Source organism: Pseudomonas farris (genome assembly GCF_019145235.1).
In the GTDB taxonomy this organism is placed as follows: domain Bacteria; phylum Pseudomonadota; class Gammaproteobacteria; order Pseudomonadales; family Pseudomonadaceae; genus Aquipseudomonas; species Aquipseudomonas farris.
In genome coordinates this window covers 449351-469803 of sequence record NZ_JAHSTV010000004.1, presented here as the reverse complement: position 1 = coordinate 469803, position 20453 = coordinate 449351, and the positions used below count along the sequence as shown (strand labels likewise).

Below are 20453 nucleotides of genomic sequence, written 5' to 3'. Positions count from 1 at the left end.
CTCTAGCGCATGTGGAGGATGGTCGGGCTGCTGCTAGCCGGATCGGTGTGTTCACGCAGCTTGCCAACCGCCTGCGCATCGACAGCACTACCCTGATTGCCCCAGGCGCTGCGCATGAATGTCAGGACCTCGGCGATATGTTGATCCGACAGCTGCTCGCGGAAGGCGGGCATGCGATAGGCGTCCGGCACGCCGGCGGCCACGATACGCTGCGAGCCGTTGAGGGTGATGTTGATCGCCGATGCACTCTCTTTGGCCAATGCGGAGGTCGCTCCGGCCAGTGGCGGCATCCATTCGGGCTGCCCTTTGCCGTCCAGACCATGGCATGACGCACACCGCGTCACGTAGGTGTGGGCACCGGGAGTGTCCAGACGCTCAGCGGCAGATACCTTCTGATACTGCCAGGACGCTCCATCGCGTTGAGGGTCCCCGGGCAGCGATTTCAGGTAGTGGGCAATCGCAGTCAAATCATCATCGGTCATGAACTGCGTGGAGTTGTTGAACGCCTCGGTCATCGAGCCGTAGACCACCGCGTGTCTGTTGCGCCCAGTCTTGAGAAACTGCACGATCTCCGTCTCGCTCCATCTGCCCAGACCCGTGTTGTGGTCATCACGCAGGCTCGGGGCATACCAGCCATCCAGCAAGGCGCCGGCGAGGAACGGCGCACCGGATTCGTCGAGTGCCTTCTCATTGAACGCCAGGCCGCGTGGCGTATGGCAACTGCCACAGTGCCCGGCACCCTGAACCAGGTAAGCACCGCGGTTCCACATTTCATCCTGCGAAGGTCTTGCAACATAGGGCTCGGCCTCAACAAACACACCGCTCCACAGTGCTATAGGCCAGCGCAGGTTCAATGGCCAGGGAATTTCACTCTGGATGTTCGCCTGTTTGACCGGCGCCACGCCTTTCATGAAGAACGCATACAGCGCACGCACGTCGTCATCACTGAGCTTTGCGTAAGACGGGTAGGGCATTGCCGGGTACAAACGGCGGCTATCGGGTGCCACACCGTGGCGGACGGCACGGTCGAAATCCGCCAGGCTGTAGTGGCCGATCCCGGTTTCAGTGTCCGGTGTGATATTGGTCGCATGGATTGCTCCCAGCGGTGTGGCCATTTCCAGGCCGCCGGCGAACGGTGCTCCGCCTGGCACGCTGTGGCAAGCCACGCAATCGCTGAGCCTGGCGACGTATTCGCCACGGGCGACCAGCGCAGGGTCGATGTCGGCCACGGCTATGTGGTGGTTTTCAAAAGGCGAGGCGGGCTCGCGAGTGACATACCAGGCCAGCAGGCCTGCCGCTACCAGGCACGGCACCGCCAGCCAGCCAGCGGTTCTTGCGAATCGGCTGTTATTCATGGACGCTCCGGCGTTGATCAGGTGAAGGTGTGTCGGCTCATGGGCAGGCTTCGAACCCGTTGCCCAGTCAGCGTTGCCACCGCGTTCGCGACGGCTGGCGCGACGGCCGGCAACGGCGGTTCGCCGATGCCACCCATTTTTTCCCCGCTCTCGACGACACGAACGTGTACCCGTGCCATCCGCGCAGGCGGCAGGATCGGATACAGGTCGTAGTTGCGAGCCCGAGGTTTGCCATCAACCCACACTGACTCCTCTACCAGTGTCTGAGACAGCCCCAGCGCAACGGCGCCATTAACCTGAGCCTCGACAATCGCCGGATTGACGATGCTGCCGGGGTCAATCGCCTGCCAGATGTCGTGCACCTTGACCTGACCGTTCTCGATGGATACCTCGGCGATCACCGCCGTCTGTGTACCGAACGGCGAAGCCATCGCCACGCCTCGCGCGCGTTTGGTGCCGTCCTCGGCTGTAAACGGCCCACGCTTCCAGCCTCCCGACAGCTCACCCACCGCCTGCAGCAGTGTGGTCAGGCGCTTGTTGTCACGCAGCAAATGCAGGCGCAGTTCGAACGGGTCCTTGCCGCCTTTGTCGGCCAGTTCGTCAAGGAACGACTCATAGAAGAAGTCGTTGAGCGAATTGCCCACCGAACGCCAGTAGCCCAACATTGCCGGGCCTTTGACATAGATCTGCGCGATCCGCTTGTTGGGGATCGCATAGGACTTGCCCGACAACCCTTCAAGCGCTGTGGGGTCTAGCTTTTCACCCTGTTTGCCGGCGATGGCCTCAGTAGGACCTTCGGTGGCACTGATCGCTTCGATTGCCAGCGGCCAGCCGTCGTTATCCAGCGCGGCTCGGAAATTCACCGCTGCAACGGGACGGAGCACGTCACGCAAAAACTCCTCCTCTCGACTCCAGATCAGTTTGACCGGGCGGCCAACCGCCTTGGACAGCTCGATCGCCTGGGGATAAGGACTGGCTGAGTCGTAGAGGAAATGCCGACCGAAGAATCCACCCAGCAGTGGTGAATGCAATGTGATGCGAGACGGATCCAGCCCCGTGCGTTTGGCGATATCCGCACGGAACATGTCCGGCGCCTGATTAGGCAGCCAGACTTCCAGCGAACCGTCCGGATTGAATCTGGCCAGCGCAGAAGGCGGTTCCAATTGCCCGTGGTTCAGATATTGGTTGTGATAGGTGGCGTCGACTCGAGACTTGGCATCACTGAGAATCGAAGCAACGTTCCCTTCATTCTCGTCATCCCTGGCTGGGCCCTTTTCTTCAGCGAGTCGCTTGAGCCAGTCATCGCTGGAAAAATCTGCGGGCATCGGCCGTACTTTGCTGTCGACCGTTGGCTCTTGCCAGTCGACCTGAATCGCTTCTACCGCACGTTTTGCGTGCCACCAGCGCTCGGCGACCACTGCCACGGCACCCGGCAGACGATGCACGGAGTGAACGCCTTTCATGGCCTTGACTTGGTCTTCGTTGCGCACGTTGCCCACTGTCATACCCAAGCGTGGGGCATGCTGAACGGCGGCGTGCAGCATGCCTTCGACCTTCAGATCGATGCTGTAGAGCGCCTTGCCCGTGGACTTGTCATAGGCATCGACGCGCTTCACGGGCTTACCGATCCAGCGGAACTGGCTCGGATCACGAAGTTGCACTGTGTCAGGGGCGGGAACCGGCAGATCCATCGCGCGCTCGGCCAATTCACCGTACGCCAACGAACGGCCCGACGCGGCATGCACCACTTTGCCAGGTTCGGTGGTCAATTCGCCCACCGGCACCCCAAGCTTCTCCGCGCCCGCCTGCAGCAGCATGGCGCGGGCAAGCGCGCCGAGGCGGCGCATGACCGGGTAACTCATGCGCACCGACATGCTGCCACCGGTGATGCGCATGCCGTTGTCCATGACCACATAGGCCTCGCCGGGCGGCGCGGCTTCGACCAGGAAGGTCGCCGGGTCGGCATCCAGTTCTTCACCGACGATCTGCGCCATCGCGGTGAACGTACCTTGCCCACCTTCCATGAACGGGCACAGCAGACGCACGCGGTTGTCCGGGCGAATTTCCAGAAACGCCGGGACCTGCGTGCCACGCTCGGCGGTCGCCGCCGCCGCCGCTTGCACGCGTGTCGAACCGAGCGGCAGGCCGAAGCCGAGCACCAGTGCGCCCACGGCTGTACCGGTCAGAAAACGTCTGCGCGACACATTGACCGGTTCGTGCAGATCAAGCGCTGATGCTTCCTGGGAAGGGTCGATACGAACGTTCATCATGCGTCTCCCTTATCGGCAAGCTCATGCATGGCGGCATGAATGGCGTTGTAAGTGCCGCAGCGGCACAGATTGACCATCGCGGCCTCGATCTGTGCGTCACTCGGCTTGGGGTTTTGTTTGAGCAGTGCAGTGGCTGCCATCACCTGCCCGGACTGGCAGTAACCGCATTGGGCGACCTGAAGATCGACCCAGGTGGAGACGACTCGCTTGCCCACTTCATCGGCCTCGATGGCCTCAATGGTGGTGACCTCCCGGCCGACCACACCAGCCACCGGCGTGACGCACGAGCGCACCACATTGCCGTCCACCAGTACGGAGCAGGCACCACACTGCGCCAGTCCGCAGCCGTACTTGGTACCGGTCATGCCCAGATCATCGCGGATCACCCACAGCAAGGGCGTATCGGCGTCGGCATCGACTTGATAGGTCTTCTGGTTGATTCGTAGTTCCATGGCTCACCCGCTTGATCATCGGTTGACTTGCATTGTTATTAGTAGTGAAACGCTGCGAGGCGCATCACCGGAAAAGCTTGTCTTTCGTTCAACTTGCCGCGTTGCCGAGCGCTTCTGTTTCGAGTGGCTGTCCACGCAGCAGCGCAATGTCACGACTGGGCGCGGTACCGAACAGGCGGCCAGAATCAGCGGCGCCAGCACCGGGATCGCCTCGGGTTCATCGAGCAATGCCAGCAGGCGATCGAGCGCGCCTTCTAGGGCAGGCGACATGCTGCCAATGCCCGCGCCCGTACCCGTTGATTGATGTCGCTTCGCAGGCAAGCCACTTTTGGTGATTACCTCGGCGAGCAGGCTGACATCCAGTTTCAGTACGAGGCCGACACAGGGCTGTTCGGGACTGGCAAGAATCACTTCGGAGTTGGCTGGCAGATCCAGTGACATGACCAGAAAACGCGAAGGGCCGTAGCTGTAACCCTCACCACCCACCCACAACCGTTTCTCACCACGGCCCACCAGAATCAGGCTCGGCTCGATCATGCACACGGCGGGGGGCGCCGGCAGGTCGCGACGAAACAGCGACAGGCCGGGAATAGATGTCGCGAAGTCACCCGATACGCTCACGCGCGGGTCAATGTTCAACGCCAAAGGTGATTCATGGCGCTGGGGTATATGAATCATGGTTGGTCGCTCCTGTTGTCCGAACTCTAATCCGCTGAACAGACGTTTCCTATCCATCACCCTGCAGCCTCAGAGGATCAGGCAAGCATTCAAGAGGAATGCACTAGGGCTCAAGCAGATCGACCGGGAGAATGTGTCGATCTGTTACAGGGGGAGTGCCCACGCGGGCGACAAACTGCTCGACCCCCCTGCGCATCACACCAACACGCTTTTCGCACCACAGGTAATTTCCATGACTTTTCCTTCTACAGAAAAACGCGGCTGGAGTGCCGTGCTGGCCATGTCGTTGGCCGCATTCGCCTTGGTCGCATCAGAATTCATGCCTGTCAGCCTGCTGACTCCCATTGCGGCAGACCTGCACATCACGGAAGGCCAGGCAGGGCAGGGCATTTCGGTGTCCGGTGCATTTGCATTGATCACAAGCCTGGTCATTGCATCGATCGCCGCTCGCGTCGAACGCAAGAAGTTGCTGCTGTGTCTGACCTTGCTAATGATCGGGTCAGGTACGGTCGTCGCGCTCGCGCCGGGCTACCCCTCATTCATGCTTGGGCGTGCCTTGATCGGGATAGCCATCGGTGGTTTCTGGTCATTGTCGGCGGCGACCGCAATGCGCCTGGTGCCGCCTGATCAAGTTTCCCGAGCGCTGGCCATTGTCAATGGTGGAAACGCTCTGGCCACGGTAATCGCAGCTCCGGCGGGCAGCTTCCTTGGCTCGCTGATAGGCTGGCGCGGCGCGTTCTTCTGTGTTGTACCTGTCGCAGCACTTGCGGCCGTGTGGCTGCTGATAAGTCTTCCGTCCTTCAAGACCGAGCGCCAAACAGGTAGCGGCAACGCCTTGCGGCTGATGAAACAGTTGCCAGTCGCATTGGGAATGGTAGCCGTCAGCGTATTTTTCATGGGGCAGTTCATGCTGTTCACTTACCTGCGCCCGTTTCTTGAGGTCGTGACCGGTGTTAGCGTCTCAACATTGTCTTTCATGCTGCTGGGGCTGGGACTTTCAGGTTTGATCGGGACCTTTCTGATCGAAAGATTCATCGGGAATAGCCTCTACCGCACGCTGACGGTTATCCCTCTGATAATGGCTGTCATAGCGCTGGCTTTAGTGAACTTCGGCGCATCGCCGTGGCTGACCGCAGTGTTGCTCGGTCTATGGGGGCTGGTCGCTACTGCTGCTCCCGTTGGATGGTGGACATGGCTGGCTCAAACTCTTCCTGATGATGCGGAAACCGGAGGGGGCTTGCTTGTGGCCATTGTCCAACTGGCTATCGCAGGCGGCGCAATTATCGGCGGCTTGGCATTTGATCTAAGTGGTTACAAAGCCACATTCGAGCTCAGCGCAGCCGTATTGGTCGCCGCGTCTGCGCTCGCTTGGTTAGCGGGTCGCAATGCCACTGAAGTTCATCTTGCCGAGTCGAACGCGACTGCCTGACAAAATCAGGAAGGGCTCGGCGCATGGGGTATCGACATGAGAAAAAGAAACGCTCGATCGACTGTGTGGTTGAGCCTCTCGATGATTGTAATCTGTGCATCGATAAGTCCTGCTGCCATGGCCCAAAACTCATCGCTGCACGAAGGCCCTGATCAGGCAGGACCGATCAAAGAGGTTCCTGCGATGCCAGCCAGATCAACCATGCTGACCAAGGTCAGACTCAAGTTTGAAGGCCATGAGGCGGTGGTTGAGTTGAATGACAACCCGGCTTCCCGCGATCTTGTGTCCATGCTGCCACTCACGTTGAAGTTCAGTGACTACAACAACGTCGAGAAGATCGCTTATCCGCCCCGGAAGCTCTCAACCGATAGGGCACCCTTTGGACTAAAGCCATCCGTGGGAGATTTAGCGCTCTATGCGCCATGGGGCAATTTGGTGGTGTACTACCGCAGCTTCAAGAGTTCCGGTGATCTCGTTCATCTAGGCCGTTTTATTTCAGGGATCGAGCAGCTTGCAGCGATGGAAGGGGAGTTCAGTGCCCGTTTAGAGGTGAGCGAGTAGTTGGGGGCTCCGTTCTGTTCATTTATTGGGCATTGGGACCTCCTGGGTCACACCAGCTGCAACGATGAGCCCTGCTTCAAACTGCACGCGGCTAGATGTCGTCCTGTTTGATGGATCTTCATTAACCCTACTTCAAAGACGCAGCAGGCGTTCGGCATTGCCGTGAGCTATGAGTGCTTGGCCGGAGGCCTCCTGCGGACACCCCACATACCATCATCACTAAAAGCCCCGAATATCTCAGGGCCTGGTTGCTCAATCCCTCGCCGATCCACAACCACGGGGTTGTATAGGTCGACCTCGATAGTGGCGTCATCGTTCGGCTGAACCTTAACTGCTCGCCGAGTGACCATCTTCCGGCCTTCCAGGATGGCGCGCACCATCGGGGCTGAGAACAAGATCGGCCGTTCTTTTATGTCGGTCATGGCGTCACCCGCCGGCCCCAGATGCAAACAGGGCCATCCTCGGCGTCGTGGATCGAAAGGATGAACCAGCCAGGCTCGTTTGGGGGCTGAATCTCCCAAGCCGAACAATCAACCTGACCTTCCTCCATGTAAACGTTGAACACGTCGGTCGATACGTCGCTTTCCATATAGGTGATCTTCGTTTCCACCTGATGGCGCTTGCACCAATCGTTGAACTGCTCCTCGGTAATTTCGTCATCGAACTCCGAGAGGTAGTCAGGGTGCGACCACCAGCCGTCCGCATCGCGATGGACCGGAAGCGAATCAATCAAAACAGTTTCTTCAGGCATGACAGTTCCTTTGCCGCTATAGCGGCTATCAAGTTCGTATGGGAGAGAGGTATCGTTGCCGCCATTAAAAAATGGAGGTGGGACGTGGTCGTACACGGAGTTGAATATCGGTTTTGCTGCGCTTCAAGCGTTGTTGAAGGTCACGATGGCCTAGCGCTGGAGTGCTGGAGAGGCAACAAAGGCCCCCTATTTGAAATTTTCAGAAACGACGAGACGCTTCGCTTTGAGGTGACTCTGTTCGTACAGGACGTTCCGCTTGAGCTGCTTGAATACGCTGTCCCGATCGCCCGAGAACGCTTAGGGGATTTTGTCCCCTATCCCTGATGCCATTGGATCGTTACCGCTATAGCGGCTGACTTTGAAGGAAGAGGGAGCAGCTGATTTGCCTGAACACTGAGGCAGGAGCCCAGAATGCGTACATGCAATATTTGCAAGCGTCCTCTCGATACCGCGCCAGAGCTCGAAGATTGCGGAGGCGATTGTCTTGAGTCATGGCTGAATGCAGAGATCCTGATGCACAACTGGCAATGCAACAGATTCTTCTGGTTCGCAGTCGTGCAAGCGGTTCAGGCAAAGGTGATGACGAGTGCCGGGATTAGCCGCTAGCTTTGAAGGTGGGGAAGTTCAGATCGGTGAAGCCGGTCATGGCGGCACTGAAGTAGATGCGTTTCATGCGGCGCGATCCAGTTGGTATGTATTCCACGCGGCCTGGTCTGCACTCGTAATGGGGCGTCCTATGCCGGGTCATGCCCGGGCGGTGGAAGGGTTGATAGAGGCGAGATCAGCTACAGTTGATAGATGATTCAAAAGGAGGTGCGTATGAGCATCACTGTCTGCGTCGTATGTGGCGATAGCGCCGAGAAAGCTTATCCAGTAGGCAGTTTTGATGAGTTTAAATGTTCGAACTGTGGCTACTACTCAGTCGATCGGCAGCTGATTGACGAGATGGAGGCAGCAGGTCAGGTCTTTGACACCGAGCGTACCCAACAGTACTTAATGATCCATTCTCAGCCGGGCCAAGTGCCTGCGATTACGCGTATCGAGACTACGAAGCATCAACTGATTGTGGAGAGTGTGTGAAAAGGTAAGGATTGGTCAGGTTGCCACCTGCTGCTTTTCCTGGTGTAGCGCTTCCTGCACTGCTTTGATGACCCTCCGTAGATATGTGAACCCTCGACTGCCAGCGCTGCATCCCAGAATCCGCTGGCCCAGCCTGAGTCCGCGCGCGTTTCCCCTTGCCTGATGACCAACACCGCCGACATCAGTACGGCGTTGTCTTCACATTGGTCGAAGCCAGCAAAACCGAAAATTCAACCCTAATCCTAGGGACTGTAAACGTTCAGGGCACAGCCACCGGCCCCTTTCCCATCCTGGCTATTGATGGGGAGTCCGCTGGAAGGTGTTTGAAGGCTGTGGGATGAGACTGATATTCGCAACAAAAGATCTGTCGTTAGCAGGTCGATCTTTCGAAGGTTTTCCGCTGTTGGTTGGCTCAGATGGCTGGCCTGTTGAGCCCGTGCAATCCTTCCTCAGGCACATTCTCGTGGAGTCCGGTGAGGCACGAAGCGAACTGACTTGGGAAGCCTACGGACGTCGTCTGTACGACTACTTCGCTTTCTTGGAAGCCAATGGATTGGTCTGGGGTGAAGAGAGCCCCGCTAACGGTCTGAGCGTCCTATCTCGTTACCGGGACTGGTCTCAAGGCGAGCTGGGGCTCGATCCTGGCACGGCGAACAAGCGGTTGAATCTAATCGTTAGCCTCTACCAATGGGCTAGCCGCGCGCCAGGGAATGCTAGTGCTTCGGAGCGCGGGCATACCAACCGTAAATTGCGATGCCGGCATAACAGGTCGCTGGCACGCTCAATGCCATCGCGAGCGTCGAGAGGTCGGCCGCATACCCTGTCAATGGCGGAATAAATGCCCCGCCAACAATGGCGCAACAGAACAGGCCCGAACCTTCCGCCGCGCGATGACCGAGCCCTGCGGTCGCAAGGGTAAAGATCGTCGGAAACATGATGGAGTTGAACAGCCCGACGGCCAGCAGCGACCATCCGGCAACAACGCCTTGTGTGGTGGCAGAGATCGTCAACAGCACAATGACTGCCGTGGCGGCAAAGGCCAGCAGTTTCCCGGGCGCGAAAGTGCGCATCAGCGCCGAGCCGATAAAGCGGCCAACCAGGGCGCCACCCCAATAGAAGGCAACATGCTTGCCTGCGGCTTCGGCGGGAAGGGCCAGGGTTGTCGGCAGCATGAGGTAGTCGGTGATGAGGCTGCCAATCGTGACTTCGGCGCCGACATAGAGAAATATGCAAACGGTGCCGAGTGCAAAGCGCGGCTGCTTTAGAAGGTCGAGCGCAGCGAGTGGATTGAGACGTTCAGGTCTTGTTGACGGTTGCAGCTCATTTCTTTTCAGCCAGACGATCAAGGCGACGATGCAGATGAAGAGCGTAATGCTTGCATAGGTGTTGCTGATCACGCTGGCTTCCTGCGACAGGAAGGACGTCAGTTCTGCTGGCGACAATGCGGAGGTATCTACCGCATTGAGGGAGCCCAGGATCAGTATGGCACCCAGGTAGGGTGCGACCGTGGTTCCCAGCGAATTGAACGCATGGCCGAGGGTGAGGCGGCTGGGGGCCATTGCGGCGGTTCCGAGTAGTGAAAGCAGCGGGTTCGCAACGACCTGAACGGTTGTCACGCCAATCGCAAGCACAAAGAGGGCGCCGAGGAAGGCTGGAAACAATGCGGACTGGGTGGCAGGAATGAAGAGCAGGCATCCACCAGCCATCAGCAGCAACCCGAGGACGGCCGCTCTCATGTAGCCGATTCGCGAAATGAGCAGGCCTGCGGGTATGGCGAAAATGAAATAGGCAAAAAAGAATGACGACTGCACAAGCATGGCCTCGGTATAGCTGAGGCTGAAGAGGTGCTTGAGTTTTGGCACCAGGACATCGTTAAGGCTGGTGATGCTGCCGAGGATGAAAAACAGCGCGAACACGTAGGTGCTCATCCGTTGGGCGTGGGGTGTTGCCAAACTGTTGGTGACAGTCGCGCTAGCACTAGCGTTCGTCATCACGGGCTTCCTCTTTCTTGTGATTGTTACTTTCAAGGAAAGCTCTATCGAGCCTCAGGCACCTTGATAGTGAGACAGCGCTATCTTTGTGCGGTGAAGTACTCGCCAAAGGAGGGTGCGCTGCCATCTGATTTTTTGTCTGTAGCCGCTACCGCTCACCCAAAGTCCGGGGCCAGTCGTTAGAGGGCGCTACCTTAGTGCCTGACTTTTCGTTTGGCAAGCCGCTGGATCTCTTGGGGGTTATGCCGAGATAAGGGGTAAATTCGCTCATTTGGGCTGCAGCAGGGCCGTGGGCACTTGGACGCTCGAACTGGTTGTTCGCCGGGTCGCTACGCAGCGGTAAGCGGGCAGCTGCGATCATGAGCTTGATTCAGTCAGCCCGCATGAATGGGCATGATCCTTATGCGTATCTCAAAGATGTGCTGACGCGCCTGCCGACGGAGCGAGTGAGATCGATCAACTGCTGCCACAGCATTGGGTCTCGGCCTGACGTTCTCAACGTGAGGGTGCTCTTGCATTAGAATGACCCCTCAACTCATATGGAACAGGACTGATCCGAATGGAAGCGCGAGCCACTTTTTCCTCCAAGAATTTCAAACCAACTGACCTGACTCCCACGCCCGAAATTACAACAGGCTTACCAGTGTCGATCAGCTCCATGGAAAAGTCCTATACAGGAGCTATCGATGGTATTTCTTCAACAGCTTTTACTGCGGCGTTCGACCAAGCGTCAAGAAGGGGCAGCTACATCGCGATGGAGAGCTTCAAGGGTACGGTGAATGGGGTAGAGGGTTCCTTTAACTTCATTCATTCCGCCTCCACGACCGGAATTGATCGTGCAGATGAGTTTTTCTGCATAGTTGGAGGCAGTGGTACGGATGGTTTGAAAGGGATATCAGGGTCAGGAGGGATCACAATTGACATCGATGGAACGCACCATATTTGGTTGAATTACCACCTCGAATAATTTAACAAGCCGAAAAGGGCACCGCCCCTGACGCATCAGGGAGGTGTCTTCGCTAGGTGCTTAACGGGCTTTGCCGGACGCTTACTTTTATGGAGTAGCGGCTTAATCCTTAATCACCGTTCATCAAAACGCTGCATGACTGGATGCGGCCCAGCGTGACCTTGTACCCAACGGATCAGCTACGGCCAAAGCCCTGGATTACAGCCTTAAGCGCTGGGTAGCGCTGACGTGCTATCTGGGCGAAGGGCAGCTGCCGACCCAAAGCAGACCTTCAGGGCTCCCAACTATTGGCCGATTGCTTCCTGTTCTCAAGGCTATCCATCCATACGATGGGCTAGTGCAAAGATTAGAACCCTTCTCTTACACAAGGTACTCCCCCGTTTTTGGGGGGCTGTGCATAACCTCTCTTAGTGCGTCTAATAAAGCGGAGGCGGCAGGTGACAATGTAGCGTCTCCCAGTCGGGAAACACCGATTTGCTCCAGAATTAAAGGTTCGAAAGCCGGGAGGCGAACTAGCTCATTACTATGTGCTGGGTCAGAAATAACTGATTGAGGTAATATTCCAAGAAGATCGGTCTGTTTTAATAACCAAAGTATATTAAAGAATGATGCTGTTTCTATAGTTGCATGTGGTGGGTCAATGTCCTTTCGATGAAAAATGTTATCGAACTGCTTCCGTAAAGTAGTTTCTATTGGCGGCAGAATCCATGCTTCGCGCGCGAGCTCTTCCAGTTTAACCCCAGATTGCTGAGCAAGAGGGTGGTCACGGCGCGCAACGATGATGGCGTTTTCGCTAAAGAGCGCCTCCTGAGCGACAACGACGCTTGAGCTGACATCGGAAAGTCTCCCAATCAAGAAGTCCAATTCGCCTGAGATGAGCCGAGGTATCAGTTCTCCGCTCACACCATCGACGATTTTGATGCGGATGCTTGGTCGGCTTGCCCAGAGTCGCGCGATGGCTGCAGGCACAAGATAACTTGACCCTGTTAACACGCTTCCTATGGCAACACGCCCGGCATGCCCTTTTCCAAGAGCGTCGATTGCTTGGGATACATGATCCAGCTGGGCAAGGATCATCCGGCTGCGCTGCACAAAGTCCCGACCAAGCTCTGTAGGCGTAACCCCCCTGCGATTCCGAGTGTAGAGCTGAGCCTCTACAGCCTCTTCCAGATCTTGTAGCAGCTTGCTCGCTGTAGGCTGTGAGAGGTTCAGCGAGCGTGCAGCGTGCAAAACACTGCCATATTCAAACAATGCAATCGCCAAGCGGAAATGCCTGACTGTCGCCCATTTTTCCAACCGTTCCAGACTCATGTGGTATTCCTACAGCCGATATCACATCTACTATATTATAGATTTACGAATACCATAACCCCTCCTAGAATGTGCCTGACGCGCTGGGGCGTTCCAATTAAACACTTGCGACGTGTGCAAAAGGTCTTGTCCGTATTGATTTAACATCTCTGGGATACGACTCATTTTAAGCGGGGCGGCCTTTTATAAAGTCCTTGAATTTATTGCCTGTTATCAATGTGAGAGGAGTAAGGTTGTATGAGCGTCAAAAATCTAGAAACGGTGAAGAGCTACTTTAAATACTGTGTGGATGGTAAGGACGTTGAGCGAGTTTCCGAGTATTTCGATGTCGACGTGGTCGTGCATCGGCCGGACTGCGATGCTCCGATAGGTGGTTTGGAAAATTTCAAGCGAGCCTTGAGCGCAAATGTTCTCGAACGCTATAAGACAATTAAAACTACGTTCAGCAAGGAAGTTGTCACAGATGACGTTGTTGTAGTCGCGTTGACACACTGTGCAACTGGCTCCAATACATGGCACGGCTTTAACGTAGAAGGCAAGAGCTTGACGTGGACGGCCCTGACGTATTTCCGGTTCAACAAAGAGGGTAAAGTGATCGAGGAGATCGTTGAACGGAACGAACTGTTCATGGCAAAGCAACTCGGAATCATCAGTTACGAGTAACACTTAGTTAAATCTCAAGGGAGCTAAATCCACCGTGGTGAAATTATTTTCTCTACGGTGGTCAGAGGCCGCTATTGGCCGAGGCTGTGTAAAAACGCTTTAGAACACGATCGACAGTCGGGGCTGGAGCAAAAATCGCGCTCCTACGCAAATTTCTGGTCTGCTGATTACACATGCACCAGCAGATTTTACGTAGCAACGCAGACTTCAAAATGGCGCATGCGTTTTTACACACTCTGGGTCGCTTTCTGCCTGTCACGACCGACCGAAATCAACTGTGGATTCAACCGGTCGATGCAACACAATCAAAACTGTCCAGCAGCAGTTCCATCTTTTAATTGTTGGCGGAATGACCCGATTGCTTGGCGTCGATCAGAGCTTGGCCGATGCGCCCATACAGGTCTATTTGCCGGGCGCCGAAACTGTTGCTGATGCTTGTTCTTGGTGGCGTTGAACAGCTTGCCCTGGATGCGGTCATACAGGTCTGGGACTGTGAGCACTACTTACCTCAACGGGCCTAATCCTGCGTACGCAGTACACAATCGGCTTTGCACTCAAAGTTGTTTCTGGCCCCTCGATAAATACATCAAAAGGATAGATAAAAATGAGAAAACTCATTTCTGTGGTCGCTGTAGCGACTTCATTTGCTATCGGTACGGCATTTGCTCAAGTACCCGCGAAACCTGATGTAAACCCAATCACAAATGGCACGGTCAATGTGGCTGCTACGTCTACTACCACCGCAGCAAAAACTGCAGTGACCAGCGACGCTCGAGCTGGAGCATTGAACGAATGCTACGACACCATTGGCGATCAGCCCCGGACCGTCTTGCAGTCTTGTCTTGAGCGTAAGATTCGCGAAGCCACGTCACAAATGCATATCGCCTACAAAAAACTGGAAGCCAAGACAAAGGAGATCGATTCGAGTGCGACGGCCAAAGCGCTTACCTCGCTGCTCGCCTCTCAGAAGGCTTTCGAGACGTTCAAGGATGCACAGTGCCAGTGGGAAGGAGACTCCATGATGGGGGGCTCGGGCTCTGGGGATGTTTTAAATGCCTGCAAAGTCGATTTGATCCGGTGGAGAACAAAGAAACTTTCCGATTGAATTTATTGACGGTTCAAAGTAAAGGTGATCGGGGAGCAACTTTTCTGTTCGGGTATGAATAATCTGAATCTGCACGAATCTATTTCCCTTATAAGGGAGCAGCGGTCTGAGTAGCAGCCGAGCGATCGTAATTTCTTTGCGCGATTGTCCACCAGTCGCCGGCTTCTGGCCAAGAAGAAGGTGTGGGTTGAACGTCCACTTTTGGCCGAGGGTGTGTAAAACGTTTTTGAGCGCGACGGGTACTCAAAACTGGACTGAAAATCGCGCTTCTACGCAAAATCCACATCTGCTGACGTGCCGATAAATTTCAGATTTAACGTAGACGCGCACACTTCAATTTTGGCGAAGCGTTTTTTTGAAGTCTGCGTTGCTACGTAAAATCTGCTGGTGCATGTGTAATCAGCAGACCAGAAATTTGCGTAGGAGCGCGATTTTTGCTCCAGCCCCGACTGTCGATCGTGTTCTAAAGCATTTTACACAGCCTCGACCCATAGCTGTCGTTGGGAATGGCAAAAAATCAACAGGATCGGACTTTCCAGCGCCCACTAAACGCAATGATGACAATCCTTGTTAATACAACAACAGGTGAAATTGAATCGTCTCATTCAATGCATCGGTGATTTCTTACTAGGCCAGCTCGGGCGAGTACGATGCATAGTATTGTCGCCAGCGCCCCAAAAATGGCTGGTACCCAGCCGATTGCAGCAACTCCCCCACGATCTATGGCCCATCCGCCGCAAAAAGCTCCAATCGCTATCCCCAGGTTCGCGCAGGATAAGTTCATAGTCATGGCGAACGCTGGCGCCTGTCCTCCGGCCATCGTTACCCGCACTTGGCTAAGCGTGACTCCGGCAGTGTGGGCGACACTCCAGATCACGAGCAGCACGGCTATGACCGGCAATACATTATGAAACGCTCCGGCCAGATTGACTGCCACGACCAGGGCGGCCGCACTCGCCACAGTCGCGACAACGGGTGCACGATCAGCTACCCGAGCTGCGACACTGTTACCCATCAGCCCAATGGCGCTGAACAGCAATAGCGTCAGTGCAATCTGTGAGCCACTGAGATTCAGATACCCGTCCAGCCAGGCGGCGAGAAAGGTGTACGCGGCAAACATGGAGGCGAAGAGCAGGACGGAGAGCAGCAGATGTCCCAGGAACAGGGCGTTTCGTAGCAAGTTAAGCGGCAAAGCGATGCTGGGAATCTCCGGGACTCGATAGTTGGGATAGCGACCCCATGTCACTGCGGCTGCCACCAAGGAAAACAACGACAGCAGCACGAATGGCAGTCGCCAATTGCCCCATTTCGCCAGTGCAGCACCCGCAGGCAGGGCGACCAATACTCCAATGACAAAGCCCAGGTTGGCATTTGCCAGCGCTCGACCTCTTTGATCCGGCATGGCGAGTGATGCCACGGCCGCAGCACCCACGCTGACGAACGCCGGAAGCATTGCGCCCTGAATAATGCGTGTGGTCAGCAGAACACTAAAATTGGATGAAGAGGCCATCACTGTGTTGCCGACGCTGTAAAGCAACAACGTGAACACCAGCACGGAGCGTGGAGACCAACGACTGCCTAGCAGCGTGAGTCCAGGGCCGGCCACCGCCGCGGATAACGCGAACAATCCTGTCAGGCGTCCCGCCTCTGCAAGCGAAATGCCTAGATCGTTGGCGATCAGTGGCAGCAAACCGATCACAATGAACTCAGTTGCCACCACCACGCTGATGGCGGGCACAAGTACCCAGAGCACTTGCTTGAGCCGTGCATCGGCAGAGATGGTGGCGACGTTCACGCGTTGGCACCGCCATCGATGGTCAAACCACTGCCGTTGATCGAGCGAGCTTCGTCTCGAGCAACAAATGCAACCAGCGCTGCAACATCCTCCACTCGGCCGTAACTCTTGATCGCCATGCGATTAAGCTGGGCTTCAGAACGCGGACCATTGGCGGGGTTCATGTCCGTGTCAGTAGAGCCAGGGTGCACAATATTGACGGTGATGCCTCGCGGCCCGAGGTCTCGTGCCAAACCTTTGGTCCAACCGATCAATGCCGCCTTGCTCATCGAGTACAAGCTCATACCCGCGTCAGGCACTCGTTCGGCGAGGTTACTGCCGGTGGAAATGATTCTGCCTCCTTTTGGCAGATAAACCAGTGCTGCTTGCGAGGCCAGCAGCACCGCTCTTACGTTGACTGCAAGGGTGTCATCGATGTCTTTAACGCTCATAGTTTCAACCGGGCCACCACGGATGATGCCCGCGTTATTGACCAGGATATCGAGCCCACCCAGTTCAGCAGCTGCGCGATCGACTGCCTGTCGGATCGAATCTGGCGATGCTGCGTCCATTTGGATCGCGACCGCGCGGCGGCCGGCGTTGTTTAGCTCTTCGACGATGACCTGGGCGGCATCCGCTGATTGCTCATAAGCAATCGCAACGTCAGCGCCCTCTGCTGCGAGCCTGCGAGCGATGGCCGCGCCGATACCGCGGCTTCCACCGGTGACAAATGCGCGCTTACCGATAAGTGACAACATGGTGAGTCCTCTATTTATGTGATGATCGATACAGAATATAATTCTCCGAAAACACGCGTCAACAATTAATATAACGATCAACACATAAATGGTGAAAACACATGGCGGATCGTGGACGGCCCCGGAATTTCGATAGAGAGAAAAGTCTTGCCAAGGCAATGGAACTTTTCTGGGAGAAGGGTTACGAAGGCGCTTCGATGGCGGAATTGACTGCCACAATGGGCATCGGCTCGCCGAGCTTGTATGCAGCGTTCGGCTCCAAGGAAGGACTCTTCAGGGAAGCAGTGGATCTTTATCGCGCGACCGATGGAGCCGCGGTTTGGCAAGAGACACTTGCCGCGACCTCGGCATATGGCGCTGTTGAGGCGTTCCTGATGTCTTCAGCCCGCGAATTCAGCAGGATCGACAAGCCAAGCGGGTGCTTCATCATCCTTTCAGCCTTGCACTCGACGCAGGCCAGCGCCGCTGTCGGAGCCGACGTATCAGCCAAAAGAGCGCGCAACGTCGAGATCCTTGCCGAAAAGCTCGCTCAAGGTGTGCAGAGTGGTGAGATTGACGAAGGGGTAAACGTTGAGGCGGTAGCGCGTTTTCTCATCACGGTTCAACAAGGTATGTCGATTCAAGCGCGCGATGGCGCGAGGCGTCAAAAACTCGAGGAAATCGCCCACAGCGCGCTCGTCGCGTGGCAGGCACTGACGAGGGATGATTCATTGGCACAAAACCGTGACACCACTGTTCTTCGAACGCACTCATGATAGTGTTCGCATTATTTGGACAGCAGAGTACGACTGGAGTGGGGGACGGCTCTGCCAACAGGGGGGGGGCGCCGTCGGAGAGTGTCCGCTATTGGTCCAGAGTGTGTAAAAACGCTTCGCCAAAATTGAAGTGCGCGCGTCTACGTTAAATCTGAAATTTATCGGCACGTCAGCAGATGTGGATTTCGCGTAGAAGCGTAATTTCCAGTCCAGTTTTGAGTACCTGTCGCGCTCAAAAACGTTTTTACACACCCTCGGCCGATTTCTGCCTGTCGCGAAGGGCTGCAATCGACCCAAGGAGACGCTCAGAAGCGTCTCCGGTCTCTGGACCATTCACATATCAGTAGGGTTTATCGCCGATAATGGCCGCGCGCTCCATCTTGCGATGGCAAGGCGGATAGTCCATCACTGCATAGTGTTGGGTGCAGCGGTTGTCCCATATCGCCACGCTGTTTTTCTTCCAACGCCAACGGACCTGATACTCGGGGTTGTAGGCCTGGCTGATCAGGTACTTCAGCAGATCGACGCCTTTTTGGTTGTAGTCCTGGCCGACACGGACACGTCCCTGGCTGTGGTAATTCACGAAATGCGTAGCGTAGGCATTGACGAACAGCACCTTCTCGCCCGTTTCGGGATGGGTACGCACGACTGGATGTTCGGCATCCGGGTATTGCGCCTTCATCGCCAGGCGCTTCTCCTTTGGCATGGCGGCGGCAAAGGAAGAATTGAAGCTGTGGTTGGCGATCAGGCTGTCGATTTCCTGCTTCACATCTATGGGCAGATTGTCATAAGCCAGCACCATGTTGGCCCACATGGTGTCGCCACCGGTCGGTGGGCATACGATGCAACGCAGTACGGCACCCATCGGAGGCGATTCACGCCAGGTGGCATCGCAGTGCCATGCATTCTCGTAGCGATCCGCCGGATTCTCCGGGGTCTTGTAGATTTGCACCAGACCGGGAGCCTCCGGATGGCTTGGGAGCATCGGGTGGGTTTCAAGCTGGCCAAGGCGGCTGGCAAATGCTTCGTGATCGCGACGTGAGAGTTTGTCCAGATCCTGATCACGCAGGAACAGCACCTTGTATTTCAATAGCGCCGCGTAAATTTCAATGAACAAGCCATCATCGCGCACTGCGTCACCCAGGTTCACGTTGTGCAGTTCCGCGCCGATGGCACAGGTCAGTTGTTCGACTCGCATGGCGTCTCCGTTTCGATGCTTTATCGCCGGACAGTGGGCGGGGCAGGTGAAATAGTGCCTTGATACACGGCGGCGTTTTTTATTGTTGATCCAGTCTTTGCGGGTTCGGTAAGTGGGGATACGCGCGCCCGGCATAAGCTCTTGCCCGATCGGCAGAGCGATTGCGGCCCCATGGTAGATTGCTCGAGAGCAGCGCCATGGGCATTGCGAGACAAAATCTTCGCGTATTGGGACGTGACCAACGGGTTAAAGCGGCAGTGTCGCCTTACTCTCTCGGTAGGCGGCGGCCCAATCCGATGGTGTCTTGCCGAACTGGCTGCGGAACCAGCGTGAAAAGTCACCGGCGGAGGAAAAACCGAGGAGTTCGGCAACTTCATACAATCGGCGTTTGCTGTTGGCCAGGTACTCTTCGGCGAGTTCAGCGCGGACAGCATTGATGATCGTTGTGACACTCTCTCCCTCGGCTGCCAGGTGTCGGCTAAGGGTGCGTCGATGCATGCCAAGATGCTGGGCAATCCCATCGACAGAACACAGTCCGCTTGGCAGCAGTATCTTGACGATCTGGCGTACCCGCTGCGCCGGCTCGTCGCGCAGGGTAGTCAACTGCATGTCCAGCGATCGCTTTACTTCGCGATGCAACGCGGGGTCAGCCGCAGGAATGGGCATGTCCAGATCGCGCCTTCGGCAAACGATGGCATTGAACTCCTGTGAAAACTCAATAGCTGTGCCCAACACGCGGTGGTGCACTTCAAGGCTGGCAGGTCGCTCGTGAGTAAAACTGACCCTTATCGGGCGGAACGTATTGCGCGTCAGTACGCTCAACGTCCGCAATCCAATACCCGTCGACTGTTCGATAGCCTGGCGCCAGACACCGTGATGGCCCTGCATTTTCACACCCACATGCAGCAGCACCAGGTCGCCTACATCCTCAAGTCGCAACTCCACCCCAGCGTTATGCAGCCGCATATAGCGCGCGCACGATTGCAAGGCGGCGCGAAGTGTCGGTTCTTCGCGGATGAGTAGCGCGAGCATGCCGAAATTGGATAGGTGTCGCGTTTCCGCGAGCAGCAGTCCGAAGGCCTCCTGGCCGGAGAGGTGGGCCGATTCCTCCAGCAGCCAACCCACCGAATCGCTGCTGATCATGATATTCGGATCGTCGAGGGCACTGGCTGGCAACTTGGCCAAACGCAGCATACGAAATGGATCGAGTCCCACTGAACGGGCAACCTGCTCATAGTTGGTAAGGCTGGCGCTTCGCGTCAGGGTATACATGTGTCCTGATGTCCCAGTTTCACAAGATTGTGTCCTGCGAAGCTTAGTGCAAGACACCTTCTCACGGCTACCTTCAGGCCAAC

Annotated in this window: 17 protein-coding genes and 4 pseudogenes; 10 read left to right on the top strand and 11 right to left on the bottom strand. The window is 56.2% G+C overall.

What is annotated here, in order from left to right; translation table 11 throughout:
• Window positions 1–2: 2 nt before the first annotated feature.
• The 4 genes and pseudogenes from KVG95_RS11095 to KVG95_RS11080 all read right to left on the bottom strand — a co-directional run.
• Window positions 3–1355 carry a c-type cytochrome gene (locus KVG95_RS11095; protein WP_217856405.1) on the bottom strand — a complete coding sequence of 451 codons (1353 nt, stop codon included), beginning with the start codon at window positions 1353–1355 and terminating at the stop codon, window positions 3–5.
• Between the two features lie 17 nt (window positions 1356–1372).
• On the bottom strand, window positions 1373–3622 hold the full coding sequence (locus KVG95_RS11090) for a xanthine dehydrogenase family protein molybdopterin-binding subunit (RefSeq protein WP_217856403.1): 2250 nt from the start codon (window positions 3620–3622) through the stop codon (window positions 1373–1375).
• Window positions 3622–4077 carry a (2Fe-2S)-binding protein gene (locus tag KVG95_RS11085; protein WP_217856401.1) on the bottom strand — a complete coding sequence of 152 codons (456 nt, stop codon included), beginning with the start codon at window positions 4075–4077 and terminating at the stop codon, window positions 3622–3624. The genes KVG95_RS11090 and KVG95_RS11085 overlap by 1 nt, the downstream gene beginning before the upstream one ends.
• A 180-nt stretch (window positions 4078–4257) precedes the next feature.
• Window positions 4258–4755, bottom strand: a pseudogene (locus KVG95_RS11080) (AraC family transcriptional regulator); the annotation flags it as partial.
• A gap of 232 nt (window positions 4756–4987) precedes the next feature.
• Between KVG95_RS11080 and KVG95_RS11075 the strand changes: the two are divergent.
• A complete protein-coding gene (locus KVG95_RS11075) occupies window positions 4988–6184 on the top strand; it encodes an MFS transporter (protein WP_217856516.1) in 1197 nt (398 codons plus the stop codon).
• Between the two features lie 81 nt (window positions 6185–6265).
• A complete protein-coding gene (locus tag KVG95_RS11070) occupies window positions 6266–6745 on the top strand; it encodes a cyclophilin-like fold protein (RefSeq protein ID WP_225922989.1) in 480 nt (159 codons plus the stop codon).
• 418 nt (window positions 6746–7163) lie between these two features.
• Here KVG95_RS11070 and KVG95_RS11065 read toward each other — a convergent pair whose 3' ends face one another.
• Window positions 7164–7496, bottom strand: coding sequence for a cyclin family protein (locus tag KVG95_RS11065; protein ID WP_217856398.1), 333 nt, complete (start codon window positions 7494–7496; stop codon window positions 7164–7166).
• An 819-nt stretch (window positions 7497–8315) separates the two neighbouring features.
• On the opposite strand from KVG95_RS11065, the gene KVG95_RS11060 reads away from it, so the two are divergent.
• Both KVG95_RS11060 and KVG95_RS29780 read left to right on the top strand, forming a co-directional pair.
• Entirely contained in the window at window positions 8316–8576 is a 261-nt protein-coding gene (locus tag KVG95_RS11060) for a hypothetical protein (protein ID WP_123722349.1), read from the top strand.
• 337 nt (window positions 8577–8913) lie between these two features.
• Window positions 8914–9276, top strand: a pseudogene (locus tag KVG95_RS29780) (site-specific integrase); the annotation flags it as partial.
• A 13-nt stretch (window positions 9277–9289) separates the two neighbouring features.
• Here the strand turns inward: KVG95_RS29780 and KVG95_RS11055 are convergent.
• Window positions 9290–10567: a sugar MFS transporter gene (locus KVG95_RS11055; RefSeq protein WP_217856396.1), complete on the bottom strand. Its 1278-nt coding sequence runs from the start codon at window positions 10565–10567 to the stop codon at window positions 9290–9292.
• Between the two features lie 287 nt (window positions 10568–10854).
• On the opposite strand from KVG95_RS11055, the pseudogene KVG95_RS11050 reads away from it, so the two are divergent.
• The 3 genes and pseudogenes from KVG95_RS11050 to KVG95_RS29775 all read left to right on the top strand — a co-directional run.
• Window positions 10855–11057 (top strand): annotated as a pseudogene (locus KVG95_RS11050) (transposase domain-containing protein); the annotation flags it as partial.
• A 69-nt stretch (window positions 11058–11126) separates the two neighbouring features.
• Window positions 11127–11534: a DUF3224 domain-containing protein gene (locus tag KVG95_RS11045; protein WP_030131260.1), complete on the top strand. Its 408-nt coding sequence runs from the start codon at window positions 11127–11129 to the stop codon at window positions 11532–11534.
• Window positions 11535–11650: 116 nt separating this feature from the next.
• A pseudogene (locus KVG95_RS29775) lies at window positions 11651–11790 on the top strand (IS66 family transposase); the annotation flags it as partial.
• A gap of 104 nt (window positions 11791–11894) precedes the next feature.
• On the opposite strand, the gene KVG95_RS11035 reads toward KVG95_RS29775, so the two are convergent.
• The gene (locus KVG95_RS11035) at window positions 11895–12845 is read right to left on the bottom strand and encodes a LysR family transcriptional regulator (RefSeq protein ID WP_217856394.1); all 951 of its coding nucleotides are present in this window, start codon (window positions 12843–12845) and stop codon (window positions 11895–11897) included.
• A 237-nt stretch (window positions 12846–13082) separates the two neighbouring features.
• Between KVG95_RS11035 and KVG95_RS11030 the strand changes: the two genes are divergently transcribed.
• Together KVG95_RS11030 and umoC are read left to right on the top strand one after the other, a co-directional pair.
• A complete protein-coding gene (locus KVG95_RS11030) occupies window positions 13083–13508 on the top strand; it encodes an ester cyclase (RefSeq protein ID WP_217856392.1) in 426 nt (141 codons plus the stop codon).
• Window positions 13509–14112: 604 nt separating this feature from the next.
• The gene (gene umoC, locus KVG95_RS11025; protein WP_217856390.1) at window positions 14113–14613 is read left to right on the top strand and encodes a lysozyme inhibitor LprI family protein; all 501 of its coding nucleotides are present in this window, start codon (window positions 14113–14115) and stop codon (window positions 14611–14613) included.
• A 601-nt stretch (window positions 14614–15214) separates the two neighbouring features.
• Here the strand turns inward: umoC and KVG95_RS11020 are convergent.
• Both KVG95_RS11020 and KVG95_RS11015 read right to left on the bottom strand, forming a co-directional pair.
• A complete protein-coding gene (locus KVG95_RS11020; RefSeq protein ID WP_217856388.1) occupies window positions 15215–16408 on the bottom strand; it encodes an MFS transporter in 1194 nt (397 codons plus the stop codon).
• Window positions 16405–17145 carry an SDR family NAD(P)-dependent oxidoreductase gene (locus tag KVG95_RS11015; protein ID WP_217856386.1) on the bottom strand — a complete coding sequence of 247 codons (741 nt, stop codon included), beginning with the start codon at window positions 17143–17145 and terminating at the stop codon, window positions 16405–16407. Before KVG95_RS11015 ends, KVG95_RS11020 begins: the two co-directional genes overlap by 4 nt.
• A 101-nt stretch (window positions 17146–17246) precedes the next feature.
• On the opposite strand from KVG95_RS11015, the gene KVG95_RS11010 reads away from it, so the two are divergent.
• Window positions 17247–17900, top strand: coding sequence for a TetR/AcrR family transcriptional regulator (locus KVG95_RS11010; RefSeq protein WP_217856384.1), 654 nt, complete (start codon window positions 17247–17249; stop codon window positions 17898–17900).
• Between the two features lie 340 nt (window positions 17901–18240).
• Here the strand turns inward: KVG95_RS11010 and KVG95_RS11005 are convergent, their stop codons facing one another.
• A complete protein-coding gene (locus KVG95_RS11005) occupies window positions 18241–19098 on the bottom strand; it encodes a TauD/TfdA dioxygenase family protein (RefSeq protein WP_217856382.1) in 858 nt (285 codons plus the stop codon).
• 246 nt (window positions 19099–19344) lie between these two features.
• Window positions 19345–20370 (bottom strand): AraC family transcriptional regulator, encoded by a 1026-nt coding sequence (locus KVG95_RS11000; RefSeq protein ID WP_217856380.1) that lies wholly within the window; start codon window positions 20368–20370, stop codon window positions 19345–19347.
• Window positions 20371–20453 lie beyond the last annotated feature (83 nt).